General features: G+C 62.4%; 17 protein-coding genes. 6 read left to right on the top strand and 11 right to left on the bottom strand.

The genetic code is table 11. From position 1 onward, the window contains the following. Position 1 precedes the first annotated feature (1 nt). A complete protein-coding gene (locus AC1Q6C_RS17630; RefSeq protein WP_007735354.1) occupies positions 2–790 on the top strand; it encodes a hypothetical protein in 789 nt (262 codons plus the stop codon). A gap of 70 nt (positions 791–860) precedes the next feature. Here AC1Q6C_RS17630 and AC1Q6C_RS17635 read toward each other — a convergent pair whose 3' ends face one another. The 3 genes from AC1Q6C_RS17635 to AC1Q6C_RS17645 all read right to left on the bottom strand — a co-directional run bounded on the left by AC1Q6C_RS17635 (position 861) and on the right by AC1Q6C_RS17645 (position 5,294). After that, positions 861–2,894, bottom strand: coding sequence for an Ig-like domain-containing protein (locus tag AC1Q6C_RS17635; RefSeq protein WP_125050471.1), 2,034 nt, complete (start codon positions 2,892–2,894; stop codon positions 861–863). An 81-nt stretch (positions 2,895–2,975) separates the two neighbouring features. Next, complete coding sequence (locus tag AC1Q6C_RS17640; protein ID WP_492666719.1) at positions 2,976–4,406, bottom strand: Ig-like domain-containing protein; 1,431 nt, start codon at positions 4,404–4,406, stop codon at positions 2,976–2,978. A gap of 309 nt (positions 4,407–4,715) precedes the next feature. Then, the gene (locus AC1Q6C_RS17645) at positions 4,716–5,294 is read right to left on the bottom strand and encodes a type IV toxin-antitoxin system AbiEi family antitoxin domain-containing protein (protein ID WP_003941523.1); all 579 of its coding nucleotides are present in this window, start codon (positions 5,292–5,294) and stop codon (positions 4,716–4,718) included. 127 nt (positions 5,295–5,421) lie between these two features. Here AC1Q6C_RS17645 and AC1Q6C_RS17650 point away from each other — a divergent pair, with 127 nt between their 5' ends. Next, positions 5,422–6,192, top strand: coding sequence for an LmeA family phospholipid-binding protein (locus AC1Q6C_RS17650; RefSeq protein ID WP_007735358.1), 771 nt, complete (start codon positions 5,422–5,424; stop codon positions 6,190–6,192). Here AC1Q6C_RS17650 and deoC read toward each other — a convergent pair. Continuing rightward, positions 6,189–6,854 carry a deoxyribose-phosphate aldolase gene (gene deoC, locus AC1Q6C_RS17655; protein ID WP_047268935.1) on the bottom strand — a complete coding sequence of 222 codons (666 nt, stop codon included), beginning with the start codon at positions 6,852–6,854 and terminating at the stop codon, positions 6,189–6,191. The genes AC1Q6C_RS17650 and deoC overlap by 4 nt on opposite strands. Before the next feature lie 64 nt (positions 6,855–6,918). Between deoC and purU the strand changes: the two genes are divergently transcribed. After that, positions 6,919–7,806: a formyltetrahydrofolate deformylase gene (gene purU / locus AC1Q6C_RS17660; RefSeq protein WP_003941509.1), complete on the top strand. Its 888-nt coding sequence runs from the start codon at positions 6,919–6,921 to the stop codon at positions 7,804–7,806. Positions 7,807–7,818: 12 nt separating this feature from the next. Here purU and AC1Q6C_RS17665 read toward each other — a convergent pair whose 3' ends face one another. The 5 genes from AC1Q6C_RS17665 to AC1Q6C_RS17685 form a co-directional block, all read right to left on the bottom strand. Further along, a complete protein-coding gene (locus tag AC1Q6C_RS17665) occupies positions 7,819–8,850 on the bottom strand; it encodes an alpha/beta fold hydrolase (protein ID WP_021333908.1) in 1,032 nt (343 codons plus the stop codon). A gap of 168 nt (positions 8,851–9,018) precedes the next feature. Continuing rightward, a complete protein-coding gene (locus AC1Q6C_RS17670; protein WP_003941505.1) occupies positions 9,019–9,315 on the bottom strand; it encodes a DUF2516 family protein in 297 nt (98 codons plus the stop codon). A gap of 95 nt (positions 9,316–9,410) precedes the next feature. Next, a complete protein-coding gene (locus AC1Q6C_RS17675; protein ID WP_003941552.1) occupies positions 9,411–10,238 on the bottom strand; it encodes a heparin-binding hemagglutinin in 828 nt (275 codons plus the stop codon). After that, positions 10,231–10,737: a helix-turn-helix domain-containing protein gene (locus AC1Q6C_RS17680; RefSeq protein WP_003941483.1), complete on the bottom strand. Its 507-nt coding sequence runs from the start codon at positions 10,735–10,737 to the stop codon at positions 10,231–10,233. Before AC1Q6C_RS17680 ends, AC1Q6C_RS17675 begins: the two co-directional genes overlap by 8 nt. Before the next feature lie 103 nt (positions 10,738–10,840). Continuing rightward, a complete protein-coding gene (locus tag AC1Q6C_RS17685; RefSeq protein WP_020968906.1) occupies positions 10,841–12,121 on the bottom strand; it encodes a DUF445 domain-containing protein in 1,281 nt (426 codons plus the stop codon). 170 nt (positions 12,122–12,291) lie between these two features. Here AC1Q6C_RS17685 and AC1Q6C_RS17690 point away from each other — a divergent pair, with 170 nt between their 5' ends. Beyond that, a complete protein-coding gene (locus AC1Q6C_RS17690) occupies positions 12,292–13,026 on the top strand; it encodes a TetR/AcrR family transcriptional regulator (RefSeq protein ID WP_003941527.1) in 735 nt (244 codons plus the stop codon). Between the two features lie 57 nt (positions 13,027–13,083). Then, the gene (locus tag AC1Q6C_RS17695; RefSeq protein ID WP_054827968.1) at positions 13,084–13,938 is read left to right on the top strand and encodes a polyphosphate kinase 2 family protein; all 855 of its coding nucleotides are present in this window, start codon (positions 13,084–13,086) and stop codon (positions 13,936–13,938) included. Positions 13,939–13,954: 16 nt separating this feature from the next. Here AC1Q6C_RS17695 and AC1Q6C_RS17700 read toward each other — a convergent pair whose 3' ends face one another. Further along, positions 13,955–14,176, bottom strand: coding sequence for a hypothetical protein (locus AC1Q6C_RS17700; RefSeq protein ID WP_039973486.1), 222 nt, complete (start codon positions 14,174–14,176; stop codon positions 13,955–13,957). A 114-nt stretch (positions 14,177–14,290) separates the two neighbouring features. Here AC1Q6C_RS17700 and AC1Q6C_RS17705 point away from each other — a divergent pair, with 114 nt between their 5' ends. Further along, complete coding sequence (locus tag AC1Q6C_RS17705; protein WP_003941554.1) at positions 14,291–14,860, top strand: DUF2231 domain-containing protein; 570 nt, start codon at positions 14,291–14,293, stop codon at positions 14,858–14,860. 22 nt (positions 14,861–14,882) lie between these two features. Here AC1Q6C_RS17705 and AC1Q6C_RS17710 read toward each other — a convergent pair whose 3' ends face one another. Next, positions 14,883–15,296 (bottom strand): DUF6292 family protein, encoded by a 414-nt coding sequence (locus AC1Q6C_RS17710; RefSeq protein WP_003941464.1) that lies wholly within the window; start codon positions 15,294–15,296, stop codon positions 14,883–14,885. Positions 15,297–15,359: the final 63 nt, after the last annotated feature.

Consider the following 15,359-nt stretch of genomic DNA (forward strand, 5'->3'; position numbering starts at 1 on the left):
CGTGAAGAAAGCTCCACCCCCGAAGATCGAGGGGGTCATCACCCGTGGCACGACGGGAATCAACAGACTGCGACGTAGTGACCGGTGGATCGTGCACAACCGCACTATCGCGCACGCCCTGAACAACGCGACCGATCCGTTGATCGTCGACCTCGGGTACGGGGCGAGGCCGGACACCACCTTCGAGATGGCAAGCCGCCTCACCGCTGTCCGGCGGGATCGACGCGTCATCGGGCTCGAGATCGACCCCGCCCGCGTGGTCGAGAGTCGTGACGGTGTCAGCTTCGCCCGTGGTGGATTCGAACTTGCCGGTCTCACACCCGTCTTCGTACGCGCCTTCAACGTGCTCCGGCAGTATCCGGAGGAGGCTGTGGACTCTGCGTGGGCACACATTCAGTCCGGTCTCGCACCGGGCGGGCTGCTACTCGACGGAACCTGCGACGAACTCGGGAGACGTTGCGCCTGGGTGCTTCTCGACGCTGATCGTCCATTGACCCTGACACTGGCCTGGGATCCCTTCGACATCGAGCGCCCTTCCGACATCGCGGAACGTCTCCCGAAGGCTCTCATCCACCGCAACGTTCCCGGTGAGCCGATCCACGCGTTGCTCAGCGCGGCCGATCGAGCCTGGGCCACCGCCGCGCCGCACGCCTCGTTCGGACCTCGCCATCGTTGGGCTGCCGCATTGGAAATTCTTCGGGCGCAAGGAATTCCCGTGCAGCCCGCGCGGCGACGTCTTCGTGACTGCATCCTGACCGTGCCCTGGCACGTCGTAGCGCCGAATCCCTGAACTCATAGACGGGAAACGCCCCGCCGCGGAGGTGTTCTCCGCGGCGAGGCGTCTGTGTGCAGGCGTCGGGCTAGGACCCGAAGATGTTTTCCAGGCTTCCCAGTGAACCGGTCGAACTGCCGCCGTTGCCGGGATCGCCGCCGTCGGACGCTGCCGTTACCTTGACGGTGACTGCGGCCTGGGTCTCGGAACCGAGATAGCCGTCAGTTCCGCTGAACACCGCGGTGATTCGGCGATCTCCGAGTTCGGTGAAGGTGTGCGAGAGCGTGGCCTTACCGTTCACCACCGCAACTGGTCCACCGATCGGGGTGGTTCCGTCCATGAACTGAACCGTTCCTGCGCTGAGCGTAGGTACCACTGCCGCAACGAGATCAACCTTCGCGCCCTTGACCGCTGACGCCGGAGCGCTCACGGTGATGGACGTTTCCTGATCCTCCGCGGCCGGAGCCGTGACCGAAACCGACTGAGCGGCCGAGGTAGAGGTGAGGAATCCTGTTGCACCCGAGTAGACGGCCGTGATGTCGTGCGTACCGACGCTCGCGAACTCGTGCATGATCGACGCCTTGCCCTCGACGACCGGCACCGGCGAGCCGAGATTGCCCGAGCCGTCCTTGAACTGCACTGTGCCGCCCACCGGCGTCGGCGTGACGGTTACGGACAGACCAACTGCCGTACCGGTTTTTGCATCCGCCGGAACGGTCAAGACCGTCTGGGTCTGCTGGTCGGTGGGAGCCGGCGCCTTGACGTTCACGGTCTGGGCGTTCGATGTCGAACCCAAGTAGTTGCCCGAGCCCGAGAACACTGCGGTGATGCTGTACTCGCCCGCCACGTTGAAGGTCGGCGTGGTTGTTGCCTTACCTGAGGCATCCACGGGAACCGGGGATCCCAGATCCCTGCCACCTTCCTTGAACTGCACGGTTCCGCCTGCAGCACCGGTCGAGACGGAGGCAGTGAACGACAAGGCCTCCCCTGTCGAACCTGTCGACGGGCCGACGAGGGTAGTCGTTGTGTTCTCCTCGACCACCACCGGAGCGACTGTCAGCGCATGTGGCGCCGACGTCGAAGTCTGGTAGACACCGGAACCGGAGTACACCGCCACGATCGAATGCGCTCCGACTACATAGGAATTCGTCAGCGAAGCCTTGCCGTTGGCATCGACGGGAACGGCGCCGCCGAGGTCGGTTGCACCGTCTTTGAACTGCACCGTGCCACCCGCCGGAGTGGGCGACACCGTAGCCTCGACGGTCACGGACTCACCTGCAACTGCACTTGCGGGACCGGTGATCGCGGTTGCAGTGCTCTTGTCCGCTTCGGACACTACGACGTCGACAGCTGACGACGTGGAAGACGCCACCTTTGCATTACCGAGATACTTGGCCGTCACGCTGTGGGTTCGGACGTCAGCCGGTGTCCAGGCAAGCGTTGCAACACCATTGGCGAGCGCGCCCGCACCGATCTTGGTGGCACCGTCGAAGAACTCCACCGAATCACCGTCGGCACCACCGGTCACCGTCGCGCTCAGCGGAACAAGTTGTCCCAACTTCACGCCACTGGTCGGTGACAGCGTCGTCGTCGACACGTTCTTCTGAACGTTGATCGACGGACCACGACCATTCGTCGTGTCGTCAACGAACACCGTCCCGTCGAAATGCACCGTCGTCGACAAATCAGTACCACGAGCACAATCCGCACCGACGCGATACTGGAATTCGAACGTCTTGACGTCACCACCCCACATCGGCCATTCCGTAGCACCCGCACTCAAACGAACAGAATCAGTAGCCACCTCGTTGACACGGAACGCACTACCGTTCACCGTCGCCGAACCATCGACATACGTCATACACGCCGGATGAAAATCGCGCACCGCATACAGATTGTGAACCGCGGCAGTTCGCTTGAACACCGTCTTCGACGTGATCACATCACCCTCGGACGGCGTCCCGTTACTGATCGTCCGAGTCACCTTGTACCCGTCGGAATTGAACTCCGCCGTCACCGGGGCCGCACCAGCAACCCCGACACCCGCAACCACCGCGAAACCCGCAGCAACAGCAAACACACTCAAACCTGCAACTGCACGGCGTGCAGAACCTACAGACATAGCTTTTCCTTCTCGAGAAGTGAGCGAAATGGGTGATGCCCCACCGCCGAACGCGGGCGGGGCATCACCAGGTGTCGGCGGCTAGGAGCCGAAGATGTTGCCGAGGCTGCCGAGCGAACCGGTGCCGTTGCCTGGTTCTTCACCGTCGACGGGTGCGGCGATCTGGACGGAGACCTGATCGGACGATGCCGTCACCGTGCCGGCGCCCGAGTACTCCGCCGCGACAACTCGCTGCCCTTGAGTTGCGGGCTTCCACGAAAGGCTGGCCTTTCCGGATGAATCGACCGTAGCCGTGCCGATGACGGTCTCGCCGTCCTTGAAGGTGACTGTGCCACCCGCATTGGCGGGGCTGATTTGAGCGGAGATCGTCTGGGCAACGCCGACCTGGCCCGCTACTACGCTGAGATCTGTTGTGGAGCTTGTTGTTCCGGCGGGCTGTTCGGCGACTGTCACATTCGCGGTGGTACTCGACCCGGTGACACCGGATCGACCGGCGAATACGGCTTCCACCGTCTGTGCACCGGCGACCGTCGGAACCCAGGCATAGGTCGCTTCACCGTTGCCTGCCACCGGTACCGAAGCGAGCACCGTTCCGCCGACCTTGAACGTGACCGTTCCACCGGTGCCCGACGCGGACACAGTCGCTTTGAGATTGGTCGACTTGCCGACCTGCGCGCCCGAGATCGGCGCCAGCGTCGTACTGGACTGAGCATCGGCCTGCGAAACGTTCACGATCAGCGCTGCCGAAGGGGAACCGACGGCACGCGCCGTGTCGGCGAACTTCGCTGTGATCGAGTGGTCTCCACGGGTGGTCGGTGTCCAGGCAAGTGTTGCAACACCATTGGCGAGCGCGCCCGCACCGATCTTGGAACCGGCGTCGAAGAACTCCACCGAATCACCGTCGGCACCACCGGTCACCGTCGCACTCAACGTCACCGGCTGCCCCACCTGAGCGCCACTGACCGGTGACACGGTGGTCGTCGACACGTTCTTCTGAACGTTGATCGACGGACCACGACCATTCGTCGTGTCGTCAACGAACACCGTCCCGTCGAAATGCACCGTCGTCGACAAATCAGTACCACGAGCACAATCCGCACCGACGCGATACTGGAATTCGAACGTCTTGACGTCACCACCCCACATCGGCCATTCCGTAGCACCCGCACTCAAACGAACAGAATCAGTAGCCACCTCGTTGACACGGAACGCACTACCGTTCACCGTCGCCGAACCATCGACATACGTCATACACGCCGGATGAAAATCGCGCACCGCATACAGATTGTGAACCGCGGCAGTTCGCTTGAACACCGTCTTCGACGTGATCACATCACCCTCGGACGGCGTCCCGTTACTGATCGTCCGAGTCACCTTGTACCCGTCGGAATTGAACTCCGCCGTCACCGGAGCCGCACCAGCAACCCCGACACCCGCAACCACCGCGAAGCCCGCAGAAACAGCAAAAACACTCAACCCACCGACAAAACGACGAACACCACTCACGGACATCCAGATCCCTCTCGACAACGGGCAGACAGGCGTCCAGGACAAGCGTCCGTCTGCTTTCGATGCCGTGACGTTATCCCATTGACTGTAAAGTAACTACGCTTTTCGCAGATTTAGTTCATCGGCGACATCGCCGAACTGCAGTAACAGTGGGCTGTACGTCCCGCACCGCACATCTGGATGCGTTCTTACCTGCGCTAAAGACAAAACAGTCGCCCGAAAATAGCGATTTACAAATCTCTGATATCGGCGTCATATTCGATTTCGGGAGTGATGCCAGAAGGTCGCAGGAGCCTCGAAGATCTCTCTCGGCTACAGGCTTGCGGCCAGAGCCAACTCGACCCGAACAGCAACGTCGACGCTCGCGTTCTCACACGAGAGATACAGCTCGTGCGCGTCCAGTCGGCCTATCGCGACCGCATCGGCGACTACTTCGTTGAGCAGGACTTGAGAAATTCCACCGGAAGCGAGGTCGTGCACGGTACGCAAAGGCGTGGTGATGCGGATGGGCCCGATCTGTTCACACTCGTCGTCCGCGAGCGGCAGTCGGTGCAGCGCTACCTGGCGGGTCGGCGCCGCGAGAGGGTGCGCAACGGAGAGGTGAATGAAGCGAGGTTGCAGGTGCCCGAGGCCATGCAGATCTGCGGCACTGTAGTGCGAGACGGTGGCGCTACCGGCGAACCACGTGCACCACTTCGCGAACTCGTCCAAGGCGGTATGTCTGACGCGTTCGAGGCGAAAAAGCCCGCGGCACTCACATGTCCATGTTCCGGATTCCGTCATTTCTTCCATCAACGCCAGACCGAAACCCAGTTCGGATGCCTGGAGAGCCGTGACAAATCCGCACTGTCGCAGCGCCAGCAACTCGAGTGATTCGTAGTCCGAAGCCATGACCACCTCCGGTGACCGTCGAAAACGCCGTTTCGAACAGACTACGGGCGAGTGTGTCGCGCATCACAGGAATGAGGAAGTGCGTATTCACAGAGTTCGTTCAGACTCGTCGGGAAGAATCTGGCGAATGACTGTCGCAGCGAACAACCCTCGTCCGCGCAACCGAGTGCTCATCATCCTTCTCGTGGTGATCGCCGTGCTCGTCGCGGCGCTCGTCGGTGGAGAACTGTACGTACGCAACCAGGTGAAGACCTGCATGGCCGATCAGTTCCAGAGCGAACTGGGATCCCAGGTCGACGTCGGGTTGAGCTGGAAGCCCGTACTCCTGCAGGCAGTCGACAAGAAGGTGCCGTACATCAGCATCGACAGTGACGACTCTTCGTTCGGCCCCGCAACGGGAATGCAGGTTCACGCGAAGGTGAACGACATCAACTTGCAGCCCTCGGCGGGCAACAGCGGCACCATCGGCAGCTCCAGCGCCGACGTCACCTGGTCTACCGCAGGCATTCTCGCCACCTTGCAGGAACAGACCTTCGGCGGGCTCGTCTCCGGCGTCACCGCCGACTCGAGCGCCGGAACACTCGCGTTCGACGTCGGTCCGGTCGGGCTCGCGAAGCTCACGGTCAAGCCCACCGTCACCAACGGTGTGGTCGACGTCCAGACCGTCGGCGCCGAGATTCTCGGATTGGGTCTGCCGACCGATCTGGTCGACGGCATCGTCCAGACACTCACCGACAGCCTGCAGACCTACCCGCTGGACATGAAGCCCACGAAGCTGACCGTCACCGACGACGCTATCCAGATCTCGTTGGAGGGCGGCGCTTACGCCATGCCCGTCGCCGACGCGAACAACCAGAACACCTCGGCGGTTCCGGACAGCTGCGGCCTGCTGACCTAGTCGGCCAGACCGTCCAATACTGCTCGACTTCCGGATAGTCCGAGGCGGGTGGCGCCGGCCGCGATCATGTCGAGCGCTGCCTGCGTCGTACGTATTCCGCCACTGGCCTTGACTCCCACGCCCGGGCCGACCGTCTGCGCCATCAGTGCGACGGCCTCGACCGTCGCTCCACCCGCGGGGTGGAAGCCGGTGGAGGTCTTGACGAAGTTCGCTCCGGCACGCACAGCTGCGCGGCAACATTCGACGATGGCCTCGTCGGACAGCGCTGCGGTTTCGAGGATCACTTTGAGGATCGCACTCTCCCCCATCGCCTCGCGGACGGTGAGGATATCGGCCAACACCGCGCTGTAGTCGCCGGCGACCGCCGCTCCTACGTCGATGACCATGTCGATCTCGGCTGCGCCTTGATCGACGGCCAGTCGCGCTTCAGCACCCTTGACCAGCGAATGATGCTTCCCCGACGGGAATCCGACGACGGCCGCCGTCACAAGTCCCTCGGCGCGAATCGGCAACATCGACGGCGAGACACAGACAGCCAGCACACCGAGGCTGCGTGCTTCGTCGATCAGGGCGGTCACATCGGCCGCGGTGGCTTCGGGTTTGAGGAGAGTGTGGTCCACCATCGCGGCAACCTGGGAACGAGTGAGTGCAGCTTCAGACATGTTGGAAAGCTTGGCACACCACCACGCGACCGTCGCTGCAGCCGCACCTGAGAGACTAGGCCGCATGACCGCTGCACCATCGATCGATGATCGTCGCTATGTTCTGTCCCTCGGCTGCCCCGACACCACGGGCATCGTCGCACGCATCTCGACCTTTCTCACCGACGTCGGTGGATGGATCGTGGAGGCTGCATACCACGCCGATGCCGACACCGGATGGTTCTTCACGCGTCAGGCGGTCCGTGCATCGTCGGTGAGCATGAGCATCGACGAGCTTCGTGAACGGTTCAAAGCTGTTGCGGCCGAGATCGGTCCGGAAACCGAGTGGACTCTTCACGACTCCGGCGCACCCAAGAAGATCGTGTTGCTCGTGAGCAAGGAAGGTCACTGCTTGCATGACCTCCTTGGCCGAGCCGCGGGCGGGGAACTCCCGGCAGAAATCAGCGCCGTCATCGGAAACCACGAAGATCTGCGCAGTGTCACCGAGCGCCACGGGATCGACTTCCACCATGTTCCGTTCGCCAAGGACCCGGCAGAACGGGGACCGTCCTTCGAGAAGGTCCGCGCCCTGGTCGACGCTCACAATCCCGACGCCGTGGTGCTTGCCCGATTCATGCAGGTGCTGCCCGAATCACTGTGCGAGCACTGGGCCGGGCGCGCGATCAACATCCACCACAGCTTCTTGCCGTCGTTCATCGGTGCCCGCCCCTATCACCAGGCGTTCGCCCGCGGCGTGAAGTTGATCGGCGCCACCTGCCACTACGTGACCGCCGAACTCGATGCCGGTCCGATCATCGAGCAGGACGTGATCCGTGTGGACCACGCCGACGATGTCGCCGACATGGTCCGTCAGGGTCGAGACATCGAAAAGCTCGTACTCTCCCGCGGACTGCGCTGGCACCTCGAGGATCGTGTGCTGGTCCACGGGCGCAAGACGGTCGTCTTCAGCTAGAGCTGCGTTGCGCTAGAGATTGCGCAGTCGCACGATTTCCTTGTCGAACTCGTCGATGTTCTCGATCGACGACATGTGACCGACGCCCGGCAACACGATCAACCGTTCGAGGTTGCCGGCGTCGTCGAGGACTTGCGCAAGCTTGCGCGCATGGACCGGCGGAGTGAGCCGATCGAGCGAACCGACGAGCACGGTGGTCGGCACTTCGAGATTGTCGAGTCCCTCGTGAATGTCGAGGGTGCTCAGCGCTGCTCCCCAACCTCCACGGATGCGGGGCTTGCACTCACGAACGATGTTCTCGCAGAACTGAATCTCGGCCTTGGTCGCGTTCGGTGACATCGAGACGTACTGGATCGCCTTCGTCATGGCGCCCGAGGAGACGAACGGAACGGGCGAACTGAGGATGGCGCGGCCCACGGGGACCGGCACGCGAGGGAAACGATTGGGCAGTGGGATGACCGTGGTCTCGGCGATCAACCTTTCGCTCGCGGTGCTCGCGAGCATGACCGCCGACGCGTACTTCTTGACCTCGTCGGGGTGACGACCCGCCCAGGCGATGATACTCATCCCGCCCATGCTGTGACCGACGATGACGGCCTTCTTGTCCTCGCGAACCGTGGCCGCCAGCACTGCAGAGAGATCGTCGGCAAGGACGTCCGGGCCGAGCGGAAGATTGCCGACGGTGCTGCGGCCATGACCGCGCTGATCGTAGGTGATGACGCGATATTCGCCGGCAAGCGCATTGACCTGCGGGTACCAGAATTCGGTGGAGCACGTCCAGCCGTGACTGAGAACGATCGGATCGCCGTCGACGGGACCGTAAGCCCGGACATTGATGATCGCACCGTCGTCGGTGGTCAGTTCGCTGATGTCAGCTTTGAGAGTCGGAGTCTTCAGGAGTGCATTGGGCTCGACGTCGCTCGACAGAGTCAACCCACGCGTGGATCGCCGATGACGGATCCCAGCGACGGCCGCGACGAGTGCTCCCACTCCGACGGCGCCTGCCAGTACTCGAAGCTCTGTGGTGCGCGAACGACTGGACATGCATTTACCCCTGACTGCTGCTGACGACAGACGGATGCAATCTATGTGTGACTGCCGTTAACCGACACTATCACTCGAACAACGCCCGTTGTCAGCGTTGGAGAGAAGAGTGGGGCAGCACACCATGAGCCGGGAACCACGGCTCGGAATGAGCGGGAGTGCGGCAAACTACCAGCGAGAACCGCCGTGCTGAATGTCGTCCACCCGCGGGCGAACGTCGACGAGATACACGCACACTGCAACGACCGCGATGATGCCCAGGAGCCCGACAGGGGACGTCGCCAAGAGGATCAACGCCGCGACGATCAGAATTCCCAGCCAGATCGGCTTGGTCAATTTGTTGACCGCGGTGAAAGCGTCAGGACGCTGCCTGACGGCATGAACGATCGCGTAGACAGCACCCACCAATGCGAGCACTTTGAGTGCGAGAAAGATCAGACCGACTAGCCCATCGACTTGAGTCACAACTACATCCTAAGTTCTCATCCGGTTCCCGACGAACACGAAGGCTCCCACACTCGGCTGAGTGAGGGAGCCTTCGTCAGGTGGAGCTGGGCAAATCAGGCCTTCTTGGCCGGAGCAGCCTTCTTGGCCGGAGCCGGTGCGGTGGCCTTGGCCGGAGCAGCCTTGGCGGGTGCAGCCTTGGCCGGAGCGGCCTTCTTCGCGGCGGTGGTCGCGCGCTCCTGGACGTCGGAAGCAGCAGCGGTCACGCGAGCGGCAGCTTCCTTGGAAGCCTCGTCAGCCTGGTCACCGAGGTCGAGGACCTTCAGTGCAGCCTCGTCGCCTGCGTCGGCGATCTTCTCACCGGCGTCAGAGATCTTCTCGCCGACCTCTTCTGCGGTGTCGGAGATGCGTCCGGCAGCGCGGCCGGCCAGCTTGGCAGCCTGCTCGCCCACGGCGCGCGTCTGACGAGCAACGGTTCCGAGTGCGTCTTCGGTCAGCTCGACGGCGTCGCCGAGTGCCGACTCTGCAGCAGCGATGCCTTCTTCGACTGCGGGCTGCTTGCGGATGCGCTCGACTGCGTCTTCGCCACGTTCTGCGAGGGAGTTGTACAGATCTCCGGCAACCTTGAGGTATGCCTCGGCGACCTTGCGGAGTTCCTCGGGTGAGAACTTCTCGCGCAGCTCGGCAAGCTCTTCGGGCAGCTCGGACGGCAGGCCGGCGAGACGCTCGCGCAGCGCATCGACGCTCTCGGCAACGTCACCCTGGACGGAAGCGAGCTTCTCGCGAGCACCGTCGACACGGCCGTTGACATCGCCCTGGGTGTTCTCGGCGCGCTCACGAACCTGAGCAACTACATCGGCCACGGCCTGGACAACCAGGTCGCCTGCGCCGACGGCGGCGTAGAGCGAGGTCTTGACGCTGTCGATGGCGTTCTTGTCAGTCATCTTGTTCTCCTAGTGAAGTCTCGGTGTCTGGAATTGCGGCCGATTCAGCGAAATCGGGCGCTGCGGCTGGTCTTGACGACTCGTTCTCGCGACAGAACGAGTCGTAGATTTCGAGCAGTACTTGCTTCTGCCGTTCGTTGATGGCCGTCTCGGCCAACACCGCGTCCCTGATGGGACTGTGCGGGCGTTGCTCGAGATATCCCGCTTGGACGTACAGCACTTCTGATGAGACTCGAAGGCCCTTGGCGATTTGCGCCAGTACGTCCGCCGACGGTTTGCGCAATCCGCGTTCGATCTGACTCAGATACGGATTGCTGACGCCGGCGAGTTGAGCGAGTTGGCGCATCGAAACTTGGGCGGCTTCCCGCTGTGCACGAATGAACCCCCCGATGTCGTGTGCCGCAGAGCTGACGACGCGAGCTGCCAAGTCGCTTGCTCCGGCTGCGGCACCGGATGATTCACGATCTCCGTCATCGGAGTTCGTCGACTTCGCTGGCATTGCGTCCTCCCTTTCCAGTGGACATTTCCCAGGATAGGAGAGGGTGCTAACTATTGCAAGCACTACTGCTAGCACTCGTGGTGGACGTCACATATCGGACAGCTCAGCCGAAGATGAGCGTCGAAATCGTGTAGATCAGCAGCCCGGCGATCGAGCCGACAACGGTGCCGTTGATACGGATGAACTGAAGATCTCGACCGACCTGCAACTCGATCTTCTGGCTCGCCTCGTCGGCGTCCCACCGCTCGACGGTGTCACTGATGACTCCAGTGATCTCGTCGGTGTAGTTCTCCGCGATGTACTTGGTGCCCTGCACCAGCCAGCCGTCGACCTTCTCACGCATGGACTCGTCGTCACGCAGCCTGACTCCGAAGCCGGCCACGTTCTCGGCGACCTTGGTCCGCAGGGTGCTGTTCGGATCGTCGACGGACTCCATGATGAGCCGCTTGGCAACCTGCCATGTCGACGACGCCAGACCCGTCACTTCCTCGCGACCCATGATCTCGGCCTTGATCCCCTCGGCCTTTTTGATGGTCTCCGGGTCGTTCTGCAGATCATCGGCGAAGTCGATCAGGAAGCGGTTGGCGGCGAGGCGTACCTCGTGTTCGGGGTTGGAACGGACCTTCCAGGTGAACTCGACGAGTTCCTTGTATATCTTCTCCCCCAGCATGGCGTCGACGAACTTCGGCGACCACGCGGGCGAATCGCGAACGATCACACGATCGATCGTCTCCTGGCTGCCGAGAGCCCACTGATGTGCCCGCTCGGCAAGCAATTCGATGATCGGCAGTTGCTTGTTGTCCTTGAGAAGTTCACCGAGCACTCGGCCGATCGGCGGTCCCCACATGGGCTCGGCCAGACGCTTCACGATCGTGTTGTCGATGATCTGGGCGATGTCCTCGTCGCGAAGAACCTCGACCATGCCGCGCAAGACCGTCGACGTCTCGGCGGCGACGCGAGCGGCGTTGGCAGGTTCGGCCATCCACGTGCCGAGCCGCAGCGGAATCTGCGCCTGCTGCACCTTGGCCGACACAACCTCGGGAGCCAGGAAGTTTTGACCGACGAATGAGCTCAGGCTGGCTCCGAGCTGGTCTTTCTTACGCTTGATGATGGCAGTGTGCGGGATGGGAAGGCCCATCGGATGACGGAAGAGCGCGGTGACGGCAAACCAGTCGGCAAGCGCGCCGACCATGCCTGCCTCGGACGCGGCCCGGACGTACCCGACCCACTCTCCGGCGCCGCGGGATTCCTGCCACCGGCAGAAGATGTAGACCACCGTCGCGAAGCCCAGAAGGCCAGTAGCGAAGACCTTCATCTTGCGAAGGTCCCGACGCTTGGCGGCGTCGTCGAAGGCGGAGAGGCTCAGTTGCTGCACCCTCGCCATTGTGCCGAAAGGTGTGACGCGGCGTAGCGCGAGCGACACGAAGTCCGATTCTGCAGGACCTAATCCCCCGAACTGCGGATGTGAGTGCCCGAGATAAAGGCGCGGACATTAAGCTGGACCGGAAAGTAGACCGATCGGACGTGGCTCGCACCACAGATATGAGATGACTCGTGGCCAAGAATGCCGTGCAGGACAACGAGCAGGTAGACGGCCCAGTCGTTGCTGATGCGAAGCCCGAGAAATCCGACGGTCGGAAGCGTCGTTGGCGTGAGCACAAGATCGCTCGCCGCGAGGAACTCGTCGACGGCACCATCGCCGCCATCCGCGCGCGCGGCCGTGAGATCGGCATGGACGAGATCGCGTCCGAGATCGGTGTCTCCAAGACCGTGCTCTACCGATACTTCGCCGACAAGAGCGACCTCACCACCGCCACGATGATGCGGTACGTCGAGACCATCCTGTCGCCGCGTATCTACGAAGCGATCAGTGGCGATCTCGACGATTTCGAACTCACCCAGGCGAGCATCACCGCATACGTCGAGACGGTGGCATCCGACCCCGACATCTACCTCTACGTCATGGCCAACGGCGCCGGCGCCAACCGCGACGTCGTTGCCGATTCCGAGCGCATGATCGCCGAATTGCTCTCCACGGTGTTGGGCAATCGTCTTCGCGAGATGGAGATGGATTCCGGCGGTTCGCTGCCGTGGGCGTTCGGGATCGTGGGCGGAATTCAGCTCGCGACGCACTGGTGGATCTCCAACAAGTCGATGTCCGCGGAATCGCTGATCGACTACCTCACGATGATGACGTGGGGCGGCATCACCGGCATAGCGGCGGTCAACGGATCACCGGCCAAGTTCAAGTCGGTTCCGCATCCCCTCGTCAAGCCTGCCGAGGACTGACTCGCCCGAGACCGAACTTTCGAGCCGCCGGGCGCGATCCTGTGGCACTCTTTCGGCATGGCACAAGACTCGCTGTGGGAAACACCGGCCGCCAAGACCCTGCGGGCGGAGCCCGGGTTCGAACTCGATCAACTCGATCGCAACAGCACTCCGGGATTCACCGGAAACAAAGCTGACGGCGAACGTCTGCTCGAGGAGCGCGGCGCGGTTCTGTCCGACCTGCAGGAGTTGCTGTACGCCAACGGCCGGTCAGGGGACAGTCGTTCAGTCCTGCTGGTTCTGCAAGGAATGGACACCGCAGGCAAGGGCGGCATGGTCCGACACGTGATCGGTCACGTGGATCCTTCGGGAGTTCAGCACGCGGCCTTCGGCGTCCCGACCGAAGAGGAAAAGCAACATCACTACCTTTGGCGGATCAAGAAGGAACTCCCCCGCGGCGGCTATCTCGGTGTGTTCGATCGCTCCCACTACGAGGACGTCCTGGTAGTGCGCGTCCACGATCTTGTCCCGGAGGATGTCTGGAGCAAGCGCTACGACGAGATCAACCAGTTCGAAAAGGAACTCGTCGACGCCGGAACCACTATCGTGAAAGTCGCGATGTTCGTCTCGCTCGACGAGCAGAAGAAGCGACTCGAAGAACGTCTCGACCGCCCGGACAAGTATTGGAAGTACAACCCCGGCGACGTGACCGAACGCGGTTTGTGGCCTGCATATCAACAGGCGTATCAGGCAATGCTCGACAAGACGTCGACCGAGCACGCGCCGTGGTACGTCGTGCCGTGTGATCGGAAGTGGTACAGCCGCATTGCGGTCACGGAGCTACTGATCGACGCTCTGGAAAAGCTCGATCTCGACTGGCCCCCTGCCGACTTCGACATCGAGGCGGAGAAGGCACGACTCGCACAGTCTTGATCAGAAGCAGGCCCGATCAGAACAGGTGTGGGGATTCGCGGTGCACTTTGTGGTCGTGACGCACAGTACTGGCGTACAGGGCTACCGCGAGGCCGATGCACGCGACGCCGGCGAGGCCGGCGATCAATGCCCAACCACCCTGGCCTGAACCTGCCGCCACCAGAAAACTGCCGAGGCAGACCACTGTGGCCAGCACCAGGAAATACGACGCCCACGCTGCAAAGAGATTGAGCTTCATCGTTCGCTCCTCCGGTCGGATCTCTTTCGTTTCGACCGTACGCCGGAGCATGACGGTCGACAAGACACTGCCGCCTCGAGGTTTCCCGACGTCTACGCCGGGTAGCCGAATTACATGGACATCGGAACTCTTTATCGCGGAATCGAATCCGCTCGCGGACTGGACGGTCCGTCCACTGGCCTCAGGCGCAGAATCCTCGAGATCACGGAGCGATCGGACCGATCGCGCACTGTCGCCGCACTTCTGCGCGGCGCCGCCGTCGGGCATCCCATCCATCCTGCCCTCGTGACCATTCCCGCGGGCGCGTGGACGGCTTCGTTGGTCTTCGATGTTCTAGGCGATCCGCAGACTGCACGACGGCTGATCGGGCTCGGATTGGTTTCGACTCCGCCGGCTTTGCTGACGGGATGGCTGGACTGGTCCGAACGTGGCGACGTCGCACGCCGAGTGGGGCTGGTGCACGCGGCGTCGAATGCAGTGGGGATCTGGTCTTTTGCGGCGTCGTACAGGCTACGCGGAAAGGACTCACTCGCACTGGCGCGAGTGCTGTCGGTGCTGGGGCTCACCGCGGTCGGTGTCGGTGGCGCGCTCGGTGGTCACATCGTTTTCAAGCTCATGGACGATCCGGCCGTCGAGGCTGCAGCGACTCCGGTTCTCGATCCCATCCTGGATGTAGTCAACTGAGCCGATCGGACCTCGATACTGTTCAGGCGTAAGCACTTCCGGAGTAGCTCCGCAGTTCTCGCGCGGTCTCGTCCGAATCCGCCAATGGTCTGTTCATGACCCAGTGTGGGCTGCGCGTACCCAGTGTCGCGGCAAAATCGGCGACGGCGTCCGGGGTCGGCACTGCGTGTTCGCCCAGATATCCGAGAACGATGAGGTCCTCCCCTGATCTGGTCTCCACGGCCAGGGCCCAACCGCACGTCTCCTCCCACAGCAATGCCACCTCGCGCCCGGGGAAACGCGGCACAGTTCGGTCCAATGCGATGTAAGCCTCCAGAGGGTGCTCGCGCCTGCAACACCACTGCTCGATGCCGGCCCCCACACCGACCGCCACCCGTTGTACGTACCGCTCGAACCCGAGTCCGACGGTTGCGTCGACCAGCATTTGTTCTGTCATCGAACCTCACTCCTCGCCATCGTGTTTGGAATGTGCCCAGCGCTGACCGCGTCGAAACCCGGT

It is taken from the genome of Rhodococcus sp. MT28, from assembly GCF_058792695.1.